At 37.4% G+C, this 15,482-nt stretch carries 11 protein-coding genes; 6 read left to right on the forward strand and 5 right to left on the reverse strand.

All coding sequences use genetic code 11. From position 1 onward, the window contains the following. Positions 1-473: 473 nt before the first annotated feature. The gene (locus tag EYW48_RS17970) at positions 474-1,052 is read right to left on the reverse strand and encodes a TetR/AcrR family transcriptional regulator (RefSeq protein ID WP_168780443.1); all 579 of its coding nucleotides are present in this window, start codon (positions 1,050-1,052) and stop codon (positions 474-476) included. A 150-nt stretch (positions 1,053-1,202) separates the two neighbouring features. Here EYW48_RS17970 and EYW48_RS17975 point away from each other — a divergent pair, with 150 nt between their 5' ends. Further along, positions 1,203-2,246, forward strand: coding sequence for an alkene reductase (locus EYW48_RS17975; protein WP_168780444.1), 1,044 nt, complete (start codon positions 1,203-1,205; stop codon positions 2,244-2,246). Positions 2,247-2,367: 121 nt separating this feature from the next. Here the strand turns inward: EYW48_RS17975 and EYW48_RS17980 are convergent, their stop codons facing one another. From EYW48_RS17980 to EYW48_RS17990, 3 genes are all read right to left on the reverse strand, one after another. After that, complete coding sequence (locus EYW48_RS17980) at positions 2,368-2,604, reverse strand: RNA-binding protein (RefSeq protein WP_277432773.1); 237 nt, start codon at positions 2,602-2,604, stop codon at positions 2,368-2,370. A gap of 788 nt (positions 2,605-3,392) precedes the next feature. Continuing rightward, positions 3,393-4,007: a response regulator transcription factor gene (locus tag EYW48_RS17985; protein WP_274673765.1), complete on the reverse strand. Its 615-nt coding sequence runs from the start codon at positions 4,005-4,007 to the stop codon at positions 3,393-3,395. 4 nt (positions 4,008-4,011) lie between these two features. Beyond that, on the reverse strand, positions 4,012-7,410 hold the full coding sequence (locus tag EYW48_RS17990) for a transporter substrate-binding domain-containing protein (RefSeq protein WP_277432774.1): 3,399 nt from the start codon (positions 7,408-7,410) through the stop codon (positions 4,012-4,014). Between the two features lie 616 nt (positions 7,411-8,026). Here EYW48_RS17990 and trmY point away from each other — a divergent pair. The 5 genes from trmY to EYW48_RS18020 all read left to right on the forward strand — a co-directional run bounded on the left by trmY (position 8,027) and on the right by EYW48_RS18020 (position 14,108). Further along, the gene (gene trmY / locus EYW48_RS17995) at positions 8,027-8,626 is read left to right on the forward strand and encodes a tRNA (pseudouridine(54)-N(1))-methyltransferase TrmY (protein ID WP_277432775.1); all 600 of its coding nucleotides are present in this window, start codon (positions 8,027-8,029) and stop codon (positions 8,624-8,626) included. A 784-nt stretch (positions 8,627-9,410) separates the two neighbouring features. Beyond that, positions 9,411-9,869, forward strand: a complete 459-nt coding sequence (locus EYW48_RS18005; RefSeq protein WP_277432776.1) for a hypothetical protein — start codon at positions 9,411-9,413, stop codon at positions 9,867-9,869. A 73-nt stretch (positions 9,870-9,942) separates the two neighbouring features. Continuing rightward, positions 9,943-12,702 carry a glycosyl hydrolase family 18 protein gene (locus EYW48_RS18010; protein WP_277432777.1) on the forward strand — a complete coding sequence of 920 codons (2,760 nt, stop codon included), beginning with the start codon at positions 9,943-9,945 and terminating at the stop codon, positions 12,700-12,702. 171 nt (positions 12,703-12,873) lie between these two features. Beyond that, positions 12,874-13,617: a phosphatase gene (locus tag EYW48_RS18015; protein WP_171981228.1), complete on the forward strand. Its 744-nt coding sequence runs from the start codon at positions 12,874-12,876 to the stop codon at positions 13,615-13,617. A 104-nt stretch (positions 13,618-13,721) separates the two neighbouring features. Further along, entirely contained in the window at positions 13,722-14,108 is a 387-nt protein-coding gene (locus EYW48_RS18020) for a cytochrome b562 (RefSeq protein WP_171981233.1), read from the forward strand. 36 nt (positions 14,109-14,144) lie between these two features. Here the strand turns inward: EYW48_RS18020 and EYW48_RS18025 are convergent, their stop codons facing one another. Further along, complete coding sequence (locus tag EYW48_RS18025) at positions 14,145-15,482, reverse strand: MFS transporter (protein ID WP_053311107.1); 1,338 nt, start codon at positions 15,480-15,482, stop codon at positions 14,145-14,147.

Genomic DNA, 15,482 nt, shown 5'->3' on the forward strand with positions numbered 1-15,482 from the left:
GCTCGAACAAGGTTTGCCATTCTTGGTTGGTGCGTCGTTTTACCATTTCAAATCTCCTTGAGGTTGGAGGTTTGATCGTATAGCGTGCTGAAGTTGATTAGAATGCGGTGTTTATGACGCGCTTACATTAGATCAAGCATATAATTATGGTGCATTTTTAAAGCACAAATATGCATCTGCAACGGGATTTTCGAGAGTTGTATGCTTTGTTGTGGGTGGTGAAAAAAATTCAGAAGACTATATGTTTCAAGAAAGAGAGGAAACATATATGAAATCTGGTTCGGTTTTCGTAAAAACTTATCGTGAGTTACTCGAACAATCGAAAGAGTACCACAAGGAATTTATGGAAGTTTATAAAGAATTTAATAGTTAATAAGAAAGGTAGCAATGGGACTATAAAGTCCCATTTGAATGTAAAAAGAAACCCAATGGTTCATACTAAAACAAACGATACTTCTAAGAAATTATTTTTTCTAAATTTTTAAGTTATATATTAAATGATCAGCAAGTTGCTGCAGGCATTCCTGCGGCGGCTTGGTGTTCGAAAAAGAGCGCAAACCGTAAATACCCATCATCAGATAATCACTTAAAAATTCACAATTTGCTTCAGGTGTAATCTCGTGGTTTAGTTTGGCCTGTTCAAGTTTCGACTTTATTCGTTGTTTCCATTGCCCAGACATATTGTAAATGATGGTTTCTATTTCTTCATCATGTTGTTCAAGCTCAGTTAGAGAGTTTTGTAGTAGACAACCATTGCTTTTAGAGCAGTTAGTGTGGTTAATAATATCACTCAGGTAGGCCTTAAAGCCGTTTAAAATCTGATCTGAGTTGGTAAAGAATTGCTCAAAATCGTCTGCTTTTGTTTTCGCATAATGATCAAGTGCGGCGAGTAATAGTCCTCGCTTATTTTCAAATGCGCAATAAATCGATCCGGGATGAAGTCCAGTAACTCGTTTTAAATCTTGCATACTAGTCTTGTTATAGCCTTTTGCTATGAATTCATTCATAGCAGCACGTAACACATGTTCACGATCGAACTCTGCACTTCTCACACGGAAACCTCACTTAAGTTGATAGGGTTAGTTTACTTAGTGAATCTTGATTTAACAAGTTTATTGAATGATCGTTCAAATAGTTGTTGAATGAACATTCAAAAATAAGGTAGCATGTGTTTAAACAGTCGACATTAGGAACATAATCCAATGATAGAAACCTTATTCCAAGGCTATAAGCTCAACGATAAAATTACATTGCAAAACCGTATTGTGATGGCACCACTAACTCGCTGTATGGCAGATGACGAGCTCGTACCTACTGACGCGATGGTTCAATACTATGCAAAACGTGCGGATGCGGGCCTAATCATCTCAGAAGCGACCATTATCCGTCCGGATGGTCAAGGCTACCCAAATACACCGGGAATTTATAACGATGCTCAATTAGCTGGATGGAAAAAAGTAACGCAAGCTGTTCATGACAATGGCGGTAAAATTTTTGCTCAGCTTTGGCATACAGGGCGAGTTGCACACCCGCATTTTTTTGGTGGAGAATATGTCTTAGCACCTTCAGCTGTAGCATTCGATGGAACCGTGCCACGGTTGCGGGAATTGGTTTATACCGTGCCGAAAGAGGCGAGTCATGAGGAAATCTCACAGCTCGTTGCAGACTATGCGCAAGCGGCAGAAAATGCGATTGAAGCTGGATTTGATGGTGTGGAGATTCACGGTGCTAATGGGTATCTCATTGATCAATTTCTTCATTTTGACACCAACCGTCGTAATGATGAATATGGAGAAACACCAGAAAATATGGCTCGATTCCCATTAATGGTTGTTGATGCAGTAATTGCAAGAATTGGTGCTGAACTTACAGGTTTACGGGTTTCACCTGGCGGATATGCCCATATGGATGCTGATGCTCGTGATCGTCAGGTGTTTGATTATTTCCTGGCTGAACTAGAAAAGCGTGAATTAGCTTATCTTCACGAAGGTATGTTTGATGACAGTATGGAATTTGATTTTCTTGGCGGTAGAGTATCGCAGTACCTCCGCGAAAATTACGCAAAAACGCTGATTGGTGTGGGCGGTTATAGCGCGCAAACAGGATCAGAAGCGATTAAAGCGAATCAATTCGACTTGGTAGCAATAGGGCGTCCATTCATTGCAAACCCTGACTATATCCATCGTATTCAAGATAATAAAGAGCTGGTTGAGTATGATGCAGGAATGCTAGAAACTCTGGTCTAATACATTAGGGCGTGTTGATCTTTCGAGCTAGGTAGACCTAGCTCGTTTTAATTAGTCAATCAGGAAAATTCAACATACGAAATTCAAATTGGTTTAAGTACTGACTAAGGATTTTCAACAACTATTCAGCTATTTTTACTCTAATTTTGCTGTTGGCAACTTCAGAAAGGTTTAGTTTTGAAATCGCTGATCTAGCTTCATTGGCGTCGGGCATTTCTACAAAAGCAAAGCCTTTTGATTGGCCAGTCGTTTGGTCTAAGACTAAATCACAGTCTGCGACAGTACCATGAGCAGAAAACAAGACACGAATTTCATGCTCTGTGGTAGAGCGAGCAAGGTTACGAACTAAAAGTTTCATAATGAACCGATTGGTAATAAATGACTGTTACATTGTCTCAGTAAAGTTAAAGTAGACCAAGTCATTAATGAATACTATGTCAAAATAACTACGGTTTATATAGAGTATCACACGGTTCAGCTGTACCAGAGGTTACACAAATCTTGAGAGCTCATATGTGTGTACTTGAGTATTGGTAATTCCTATATGTAATTTCCTATGATGTCGGTTACAAACATAAAATAACCGATTTTTCGTTTTTCAAGTCGTTGAGGACCTTTTATCTGATTTAGTAACATTTATTCATTAGATATAGTTTAACACCATATTTTCCATGATAGACTATCAATTACAGCGCATAACTACTATTTAATATATTGAGAGCAATGCGCGTAATTATCTTGCACAGTAAATAACTGAGTGTAGTGCTCATCAGCTTAAGAAATAAAAATTAGTTATATAAATTGTGTTTAGTGTTATTTATGTTGATAAATGTTTTACTTTAAACATTAACGTGAGTAAATTAATCTATCCTTTTGATTTTGTTACGGTATACTTTCGTTCTTTTAAATGTCCATTTTCAACCAACATGGACATGGAGCTACGCTTAAAGGTATTAAATTTACATTTAGCCTGATTCCTAATGGTTAATTGCTCTAAACTGTTGATCTTAATTTGAAAGTATTTTGTTCGGTCTAATAAACGATAAGGAAATTTTTTCATACTGCCAACTAGTAAGTTAAAAAGATACTTATCAAGAGTAACGATTCTCCTCACGCACTAAAAGTAGGAATATTCCCAATTGATAGTTACAAAAGGTTATTCCTATGGGCAAATAAAATTAAATTTGAGATAGAAGAGCAACATAATTTATCCATTAAACGCTTTTTGTATGTGCTAACTGTCTTTTCACTTAGAATGAGTTCTCGTGCGATTTCTTTATTTCTATACCCTTGGGCTAGGTATTTAAGAACCAGTAACTCTCTTGAAGAAAGACTTTCTAGTATATCTGATTCCTGTGCTGTCGTATCATCACTACCAGCTTTATCATTACTAATTGTTTCTGATGAATCTATATATTGGTGAAGCTTTCTTTTTATTTCTACAATGTCTTCTTGCTTCGATATATAACTGTCGACATTGATCTTTTTGAAGTAACCCTCCAATATGCTACTTGGCATTGAAGTGAAAATAATGTATTTCCTATTAGGATTTGGTGGGCAGCGTTTAATTACTTCAAAGCCATCTAATTTTGGGATGCTAATGTCTAATATTACATATTGAGGTTCAAATATGTTTATTTTTTTGATTGCATCTATACCAGTTTTAGCTTCATCTAGAACCACGTGTCCCATAGATGAAATAACACTTCTGAGGCTACTTAATATTATTGAATGATCATCGACTAAAATAAATGTTGCCATTGTTTTAAACCTTTCCAGTTTTAATAGTTTCTTTAAGTATTGTGATTGAATTATTTACTCTATTAATAATGTTGAGTAAATTCTGACTGACTGGTTCATTTTCAAAGCAGTCACAGCTGTTTAATAAATCAAAATCACCAAGTATTTGAACCACACCTTTTAACTTATGCACGCTTTCAAGTCGCTCTTCCGTGCTTAACCCATGAATAGATAAGATTTTGACTTCATCTTCTAGTGCTGTTAGTAAGTTGAGTAGCATATTTTTCAATGATTGACTGGTTTCATATGCAAATTTTCGTATTCTCACTATATCAATGCACGTGTCGAATTGAGTTAGATTTGTGCAAATTTTCTCATGCAACTTTTTAATATTAATTGGCTTGAACATGCAATCAGTCATTCCCGATACTAAGCATTGTTCTACCATATCTGCCTGTGCATTGGCAGTGAACCCGATGATGGGAATTGATTTTTCCTTATTCTTCGATTCTTGCATACGAATGAGTTCTGTAAACTCAAATCCACTCATCTCAGGCATATAGCAATCGGTGATGATAAGATCAAATTTATCTAATACTTCATTATATAACTTCCAAGCTTCTTGGCCTGTACTGCAAGTTGAAACATCCATTTCTAATAAAGCCAGCTGTTTTTCGATGATATCTCTATTAATTCTATGATCATCGATGACCAAGACTTTTTTGCCACTTAATTTAGTTGATGGAATATCATTTCTGGCTATGCTTTTGTGAAGATCAGCAATCGATCTTGAAGTGATTGGTATCGATAAATTTACATTTGTGCCTATATTTATGGTGCTAGTAATATTAATTTTAATATTGAGCATGTTGCAAAGTTTATGAACAATGGACAAACCCAGACCATAGCTATCATCATTAGTACTATCAGTTACGAAAGGTTGATACAATTCACTTAGTTGTTTCTCAGTCATACCAATACCGGTATCATTAATATCTATTTCTATATGCTCATCTTTCAGAGTACTGATGATTTTTATAAAACCTGAGTCTGTATATTTAATTGCATTGCTTAAGATGTTGTTAAGAATCTGTTTTATATAATTACAATCAGAAAAAATGTAGTGACTCTCATCATGGCGTATATCAATTTTTAAATCTATATTTTTTTTATTACATAAACCTAAAAAAGAAGTTGCTACATTATTTAATAGTGTGGCAACTTCTATATATGTCAGTGTCAAGTCTTTTTCACTTACTTCAAGCTTGGATATTTCTAATATATTATTGACTATATCTAACAAACCTAGCGAGGAATCGTACGCTTGTTTTAAATAGCGATCTCTCTCATTAACATTCAGTAGTGAAAGTTCTAATGTACCCAAAATGGCATTCAAAGGAGTCCTGATCTCATGACTCATGACAGCCAAAAAGTTTGATTTATCTTTATTGGCATTAATCGCTTCATCTCTTGATTTGATCAACTGATCGTTGAGATAATTTATCTCAGTCAAGTCGACCCAGCCAGTGATTAATCCAGTAATATTACTGTCAATCACATAGGGAACCCACCAAAACCTTAATGTTAATTCTCTATTTTCTATAGTTAACTTAATTATTTTTTGTCCATGAGATTTAGATTTTAATAGTTCTAGGTACTCTTTTTCTTCATTTTTAAAGAAAGTGTTATCAATAAGCCTACTTGGGTATTCGGATGTCTTTTTTCCCAAAATTTGATCTGGATTTTTGAGAGAAGAAAATTCTGAAAAAGCTTTATTATAGTGTATAAATCGAGATTTATCGTCTCGTACAGCTATAGGTATAGGAATGCCATCGATTAAATTTGCTCTAAATTGCCATTCAAGTAATTCCTTTTTTCTCTTCTTCTCTCTTATATAAAATAGAAATAAATATACTGTAATTAGTATCAATATACCACTTATAATATAGACATATAATTTTAATTTAGTTTCTTTTTCTACCCAAACCATATCCGAATCTACTAGGTATGAATTCCAGCGTTCACTCAAGTTATCAACATAATTAAATCCTAGGTGATAAATAGATTTATCTAATATATTTTTAAGCATTTCATGGTTTTTATACTGTTTGCTAATGGCGAATCTCATATCTACTTTATATTCAGTAGGGTATAATTTTGATTCTAAAATATTATTAAAATAGGTATCAACGATGAAATTAACTACTTCACTATATCCATAAGCTGAGGTTGCTTCTTCCTTTGCTACAAGTTCTATTGCTAGAGATGTATTACTTACGATCTTTATTTCAGCATTAGGATATGTATTTCTAAGATATTCTTGTAGTTTATAACTCTCTACAACTGCAATAACATCGTTTGTTTTTTCTTTGGGTAAATCTTTCCTTGTAACAACAGATAATGATCCGATAGAATAGGGAATTGAAAAAGCAATCTGTTCCGACAATTTCTCATAATAAGGAGAGGATGCTACCATATGAGCATTTCCATTACTGAAGTTTTTCTTAATATCGGAGAATTTATTTAGTCTTACCCATTGAAACTTCAATCCAGTTTTAATACCAATAGTCGTTAATAGTTCTGGTATTATCCCTAATTCATTTCCAGAATTATCGTAAAAGGTATAAGGAGCAAAGGAACCACTAAATACCACTTTAATAATTGGCTTTTCCGTTTTTATCCAATTTATTTCAGCATCAGTTAGATTAATTGGATTATTATTATTGATCCCCCAGGTGGATTTAATTAGTTCTTTGTAATACCTAGGATAGACATATTCTACGGCTCTGTCATATAGTGGTTTATTATTTGAGATAATAAACCTTTCAAATCTTTCATTTAGATAGGTTGATATATTTATTTTTTCACTATCGAATCGTTTAATGAAAAACATGGCGGAGTAATAATCCAGAACCGAAATGTCGACGTTTCCATTTATCATGGCTATGTATGCACGTTTGGCATTATCAAATTTTTCACACTTAATTATTTTATAACCTTGTTGAATAAACGCCTCAGTAAAGCAATTGTTTACATAACCTACCTGTATTTCATCTTTATTTACATTAAGATCATTTTTGCTTAGTGCAACATATTTTTCGGAAATAAACTTAGTGCTGGAATAATTTTCAGATTTAATATCTTCATTCATAATAATAAAATCAATTTTATTATTATTTAAATCATCAATTAAAATTCTTTCATCGTCATAAGTGACTATTTTTACATCATTATTAGGGCAGGGTATAAATAGTCGTATATAATCTGCTTCTATCCCAGATATGCGATCGTCAAAAGTAATTCTTAATGGCGATCCCAAGTCATTAAGAATCCCAATAGTGATCTTTTCTCCATTCCTTAAATGACAATCTCTATCAGTAGTATTAGCTGAGTCGTTAGGAGATAACTGGTAAGTGTTATTCATTGCGAATGACAGATGACTACTAAAAAATAGAATCATGGTTATGATAACTATGTTGAATCTGTTTAGTATTGAAAAATTCACGCAAACAGTACCCCTACATATCTTTATATATTTAATTGTATAAAATTCCTACGAGAGCACTTTGTACCATTTTTATTCATCTGACTGAAGTATAAGCAATAGTTAGCTAACTGCCAACATTGTAATGATAGATATCAATAAATACATGTAGGAATATTCTCATTGTTGGTTTGTTTATTGTGGGAAAATACGAAGTTGTTATCTTGTCTTTCTATTTTCAACGAAGCTCGTTGGGCTTATGTTTAAATTTCTTATCTATCAATTAGTTATTAAGGTATGTTGATGGGATGTCGTATAGCGTTTAAACCCAAGAGACCTAAACCGCAAATCGGTATTGCTCGATTAGAAATTCTAATCGCCGTTGCTATTTTAGTCGTACTTTTTTCTGGATCTGCCATGTTAGTTTTGCAATAAATTGATATTTCTCTGGAAAGTGTATGTGGTAGAGTGTCGGCCTATTTTGGGCAATAGGTAAACTTATGTATTGCCCAACGTTATTAAGCAAAGATCACTGATCGAGAGTTGAGTTGTAAAAATGAGAGCTTTTGTAGTTAGAGCACGCGCAGCATCCACAGATAAAAATACCTTTCTAGCATCAGTTGGGCAGGAGGCACATACTGAAATTCTAGCCCACGTCCTTATGAATGCGATTTTTACCGCGCAGTCACATCGTGATGATGTAGTGGTTTATCTTGTACTAGAAAGCACACAGGATTTTTCACGCACGCTGCGTTTTGAATCTCATCTTTTACAAAACATAGGTGGTTTTCATGAACAGGCTTTGCTTGCGAAGATTGCGCATGCTTTAGATGTGTCTGTTGGAATGGACAAGGAGCAAGAGCGTTCGGTCGAGCAAGGGCTGAGCGTTGAAACCATCAGCTTTGAAAAATTAGTACAGCGCCTTTCTGAATATTACTCATTGTATCTATTAGATAAAAAAGGCGAGAGTATCCGTGAGCATCAATTTTCAGGTGATAGCTGTTTTCTACTCACTGATCACATTCCAATGCCGAAGAAAAGTTGGAACAGCCTCAAACGGCTCAATACTCAGAAAATAAGTCTTGGGCCAAGAATGTTGTTTGCTTCACAATGTATAGTCCTCATTCAGAATGAGCTTGATATCCGCGATCTTTAAAATGATTTATCCAAACTCATTTTAACGCACCTAATCTATTTTTCTTTATCTACTTGACTGTGCTGTTTTTGATTTTTGAATAGGTGGCATAGTCTTGATAGCTATCATTGTCTAAAACAAAAAATACGATACGGCCGATTGTAACCATGTGAGTCATTATCTCGACAGTTTCAATGAGTGTTTTTGCTTTTTTGTATGCTCAGTTACTTGATGCTATTAATTCGAAAACATCCGTTATTGCCCTTACCCCCATTCTAGCTTGAGCGGACAGCAGTTCGCTATTTAACCCTCTCGGGTAACTATCGCCATCCATTTCTTCGTGATGGTTGCCGAGCACTGGCTTGTGTATCTGATAGTAAGACAATGCTTTTACCGCGAGTGCTCATGATTCTTTGAGTAGGGCTCTACAGGTTTATGGTGGATATTATTTTTGAATTAACCTCACATCAATTGATTAGAATAAATATGATTAATTCTGAAAATTACTGCTTTTTATTTTTTATTTCAATTGTTACACGATGGCCTTTTGTGATTTAAATAATAAGCATAATTTCCATGACCATCAGTTACCACTAGTGATTGTTAGTGATGGATTTATCAATACATTATTTTTTGTGAAACTAAAGATAAATAATGAATCATACTTTCTGTCTTATTTATCATTTGTTTTTTTTAAACTCTTGTCTCATATTCTTATAGGCCACGTTACCTAAATATAGGTTTATTTTTGGCAGTAAATGTTATTTTTATTCAATTGTTTAATATATAAACATAGGGCAAATATATGAATCTAAAATCTCTTTCTTTAGCTGTGTCTACTCTTCTTATTTGTAGTTCGGCTTTTGCTACCGCACTTAACATTCAAGTTAAAGATAATGCCAATGGTGAACTATGGCAGGGTGGGCTAAATGCTCAAAGTGTGTTTAGCTCAAGTGATAAAAAAGTACATGTTAATAAAATTAAAAATGGTTTTACATTAACCCCTATGGAGTTTAAGGCAAATAATCAAAAAAATATCGCAGGTATGGTTACCGTGATGGTCGACAACGTTAATAATGGTATTCGTATCGATTGTATTTTGTCTGATCGTAACAAGAATCAACTGACATTTACTCCTGTTTATTCTTATGGTCAAGGGGAAGATTTTACCTGCAAGCCTACTAATGATAGTCAGTCTGAAGTTATTGGGGATAAAGATAATATGAAAAGTATGAAAATCGTTTACAAAAAATATGTTCAATAGAAAATTTTAATTCTCAAACAGACAATATTATAGATATACATTGTCTGTTTTTTTTTGAATAAAAGGATACTTTATGAAATTAAAAAAAACGCAATTGTCAATATTGGTTGGATTAACTTTAATGACAGGCTTAGCTTCGGCGGCTACTTTTGATCGAGCTGATGTACGATATCTCTCACCTTCAGAGTTGGCTCAACGTCAACCTGAAGATCCTCTGCAGGAAGCTTTTGGTCCCTTAAACTTTGACAGTGAGCAAGTCTATAACCAATACAACCCAGATGCTAGTTTACCTAAAGTTGAAGCTTATATGTCTAACTGGGGTCAATATGGTCGAAAGTGGAGTGCTAGAGAGCTTGCTAATGTTTACGATACAGTCGTGTTCTCTTTTTTGGCGATGTGTGGGACCGAGATTGGAGATCCAGATATAACCAGCGCTGTGGAATCATTAAGAAAGTACACTTGTAACACAGATATCAATCCAAGGGCAAAAAAATACGAAGTGATGATTACCGACATGTGGGGGGATTTGGCCGCAGCGATTCCTAATATGGTCGAGATGATTAGCTATCCTGAAAACAGTGATTTTCCCCTTCTTACGAGAAAATGGTATGAGGGACAAAGTGCTGTCGACCATGGTGCATTAGGGGCACTTAAAAGATTAAAGCAGCAAAGCCCAAATACAAAGATGGCATTTAGTGTTGGTGGTTGGTCTTTATCTCATCTATTCAGTGAGATGGCGAGTGATCCGGCAGCTAGACAAGTATTTATCAATAGCATTGTTACTATTTTCAATAATTACCCGATGTTTTCTCAAGTTGATATCGACTGGGAATACCCAGGTATTGAAACGGGAAAAAATATATGGAACCCCGCAGATTCACAATATTATAAACTGGTCATTCAGGAGCTGAGAAGTGCGCTAAATGCAGCGGGTAAGGGTGATGTTAAAATCGCTGTTGCCGCAGGTGCTCCAAAAAGCAAGATGGAGGCTAGCGATCTAAAAGGATTGGTTAATGCTGGTGCCGATATTATTCACTTAATGACTTACGATTTCTTTGGCACGCCTTGGGCCAAGAAAATTGCTCATCATACAAACCTATTTGATTATGGTGACAGTGATTTGTCTATTGATAGATCAGTCACATATATGATTGAAGAGTTGCGCATTGATCCGAAAAATATCTTTATCGGTTATGCTAACTATTCGCGTAATGCTGCTAAAGCAATCATCACAAGCCAATCACCGTTAAAAGGTACGTATACTATGCCTACGGGCACGAATGTTGGAGGCTCTTGGGAAAAAGGTGTTTATGAATGGTATGACATTCAACAAGAATTCTTATCGATTAACACGACTTCCGGTTTGAAGGCTAATACAAGTAGGCATCCTGGCTATCAACTTCTGACAGACAAAGAAGCAAATGCTGATTACATTTACAGTGAAAACGGTAAATTTTTCATGTCTTTTGATACCCCTCGCTCTGTTTATGCTAAAGCTCGATATGTAAAAGAAAAAGGGTTGGGCGGCATTTTCAACTGGATGGCTGATTACGACACAGGTTACATGGTCAACGCAGCTCGTGAAGGCTTGGGTTATACACCAAAAGCGGATTCAAGCCATATTGATATGACGAATATCATTTATTCTTGTGGTGAAAATATTACAACTCGAGAAGAGTGTATAGAGTTGACCAACCTCGGTGGTGGCTCTTCAACTCCCCCTCTAGGCGCTAATGCTGGCAGCGATGTATCTGCACAGTTTGTCGCTGATAAAGTTTATCGTTTAGATGGTTCGGCATCTACTGGCGATGATATCAGTTACAAGTGGTCAATTCAGAAGAGACTTGTTGAGGGTGTTGATGCTGATGCCATCGTGCTGAGGCTGGCGAGATCGGCAAGTCCAAAAATCCACATCCCAGCGGATGTTGAAGTTGAAGAAACTATCAAAATTCCGGTTAAGTTAGTGGTCACTGATGCTGACGGCGAAAAAGCGAATGATACTGTTATCTTAACTCTCACTAGCGGTGATGCCGTCAATCATGAGCCTGTTGCTGATGCCACAGTCGATAAAACCGAGGTTGTGCACGGAACGAGCTTTACTTTAAGTGGCAGTGGTTCAAGCGATCCTGATGGGGATGAACTCACTTATCTTTGGCGTCAAATTGGTGGGGAATCAGTAGAGCTGGGGAATAAAACCAGAGAGTCAATCACGGTTAACACTGAGACTCTTGACAATATCGATCAGACGCTGAAATTTAAATTGACGGTTAAGGATGGCCAAGCTTCAGACACTTCAGTAGTTGAAATTCACGTATCACCCAATGAGGGGGGTAACCAGGCGCCTGTTGCTAAAGCCAATGTCAACCATAGCAGTATTAACCACGGTGAGACCTTCCGATTGAACGGCAGACAATCAACGGATGCTGATGGCGATACTCTGACTTACCTGTGGGAGCAAGTGAACGGAGAACGGGTTAATTTGGGTAATGCCACTCAATCACGGATTGACGTTAATACCAGCTCTTTAAACGATATCGACCAAACATTGACGTTTAAATTGACGGTCAGTGATGGCCAAGATACTGATAGTGCTAGAGTATCAGTTCAAGTGTCATCGACGAACAATGGTGGTACTCCTGGTGGTGATTACGAGTATGAATATCCAGCTGGTTTTGGCTCTTATACCGACGGAACTGTTGTAAAAATCCCCGGTCAAGGTGTCTACCAGTGTTTTGGAGCATGGGCTGCATACTGTAATGATGAAGCATTCCTACCTGGTAATGCACTCGATCCTAATTGGATTACTCAGCAGTGGCGATTTATGCATGATTAGCATCAACTATAACTAGTTCGGACTAAGCTAAATAAAGCCAGCGTGATAAAGCGCTGGCTTTTACTTTCAGCTTCGTAAGCAACTCAAAGGTATGATTGTAAGCCATTTGATTGATGTGCCCTTATGGTGGCTGTTACACTTAACTATCTCGGTTGTAATGGAATTATCAAAATGAAACTTGTCGTCGATACTCATACACACACTTATGCCAGTGGTCATGCTTATAGCACGTTGATCGAGAATGCGAAGTCAGCTCAAGAAAATGGTTTAGCGATGTTTTGCACTACCGATCACGCTGAATCTATGCCAGGTGCTCCACACTATTGGTTCTTCTCTAACCAGCGAGTTTTACCACGCTTTTTAGATGGTGTTGCCATTATTCGCGGTGTTGAATCCAACATTCTTAACCGTTTAGGTGATATTGATATCCACCCTTCGGTTGACCAAAATTTGGATTGGGTAATCGCCAGTTTCCATGAGCCGGTGTTCCAGCCTGCGGATAAAGCTGCGCATACCGAGGCGTTAATCAACACCATTCAAAGTGGACGAGTTGATGCGTTAGGACACTTAGGTAATCCTAATTTTGATTTTGATTTTAATGCGGTTATTGCTTGTGCCGTTAAGCATAACGTTGCAATAGAAATTAACAACAGTACCTTGAAAGGTCACAGTCGCGTAGGCAGCGTTGATCGCTGCTATGAGATTGCTAAGGTGGCAAAAGCTCATGGCGCGTATATTACGACAGGCAGTGATGCGCATTTCTGCCACGATGTGGGTAATTTACACTTAGCCAGTGATTTGTTAGACAGTGTTGGTATTTCGCCGGACAAAGTCATCACGCACAGTGTGATGCAGTTTCTTGCTTTTTTGGCGCAGCGCGGTCGCCCAGCTATTGAAGAATATCGCTCATTGTAAAGTGAGGGGGAGGGGTGTTTTTTAACAAATGAAACAATTTTCTTCCCGCTTTAAGCTGCATTTCATTTACACTAGCGATTCCTTGTTGTAGTGAAAGAATCATGATGAAAAAAGCTCTTATTTTAACAGCTTGCGTTGCATTATCTGCAAACGTTTTGGCTGCGAGTGTTGACCTGAAGCAGAACATGAAGCAGATGAAGCTTGAGTTTAAACAAGCTGCTGAAGCGACATCGGTTGAAGCGATGAAAGCGCCAGTGTTAAAACTCAGTGAATTAGTTGAAAATTCTAAATCAGGTAGCTATCCGCCAGAAAAAGAAACGTTGTACTTGGAAGGATTCAATAAATTATCTGTTGTACTGGATAAAATTGAAGCTGACCTTGAACAAGGGCAGTTAGAACAAGCAAAACAGACATTACGTACGGTTGATGAGCTGCGTATTGAATACCATGAACAGCGTAACCCAAGTATTTGGAAACGCTTATTCGGTTAAGCCGTGGTTGTTTCCATGCGGTTTTCTTTAGTGCAATTAATCAAGGGAAGCTGCGTGGCGACTATCCGCAAACTGAGCCTGTAAAAATGGCAGCAAGAGCAAACCAATGGTGGCAGAGCAAATGGATATGGTGACAAAGAAACCATTCCAATGGAAATGCTCAACAATGATGGCGATAGGGTAGCCGGCCAATGCTGCTCCCATGTAAGCAAATAGCCCAACAAAGCCTGTTGCAGCGCCTGCTGAATTCTTATGAGAACACTCTGCTGCTGCCATTCCAATCAACATTTGCGGGCCAAAAACGAAAAAGCCAATGGTGAAAAAACCAGCTGCTTGTAGGACAAACCCGGTTAAAGGCATCAGCCATAGTGCTGCAACGGAAATGAAAATGCCCATCGAGAAAATTAAGTTCATTGGACCTCGGTTACCACCAAACAATTTGTCTGAGCCCCATCCGGCAACTAATGACCCGACAAAACCGCCCACTTCAAACAGCGATAATGCCCCGTTAGCGGTGATCAAATCATACCCGTGCTGCTCGGTTAGATAGATATTACCCCAGTCATTAATGGCGGTTCTGACGATGTATACCAGTACATAGCTCAAGGCGAGTAACCAGATGTATTTATTGCGTAAAACATATTTGTGCAAAATTTGAGTGGTGCTTAACCCCACGCCTTCATTTTCCTGAGCCAGTTCTAGTGCATCGTTTCGCCAGTGACCGATACTTGGTAGGCCCAGAGTTACGGGTTTATCTTGCAGTCGCCAGCATAAAAACACACCGGTCAGCACGGCTAAAAATCCAGGGACAATAAACCCTTCTCGCCAACTAAAATGCAGAGTCACAAAACCAACCAACAACGGGATCAACGCGCCCCCTACGTTATGGGCGGTATTCCAAAGTGCCCACCATAATCCCCGCTCGGATCGTGAATACCAAGTGGTCAGTAGTTTAGAGCAAGAAGGCCAACCCCAGCCTTGAAACCAAGCATTTAATACCCACAAAAAGATGAGCACACTAATAGAGCTAGAGAGTCCGAATAGAATGTTAATAATGCCTGTTGCGATTAACCCTAAGCCCATAAAATACCGAGGATTTGAGCGATCAGATACAATACCAGACACGAATTTAGAGCAGCCGTAAGTGATATAAAAGAGCGTGCCCATCATGCCGATATCACTCTTATCCAAACCGAGATCGGCAATCATGGCTGGCATCGCGTAATTGAGACTTTTACGCGTGAAATAAAACATTGCATAACCCACATACATAGCGAGCATGATGTGACGACGCCAATATCGATACTGACGATCAATTTCATCGGGCGATAATTGGCCGTTAATATGGGGTTTAGATTGAAGAAAACCTATCAT

The organism is Vibrio sp. 1180_3 (genome assembly GCF_029478545.1).
Taxonomy (GTDB): domain Bacteria; phylum Pseudomonadota; class Gammaproteobacteria; order Enterobacterales; family Vibrionaceae; genus Vibrio; species Vibrio aestuarianus.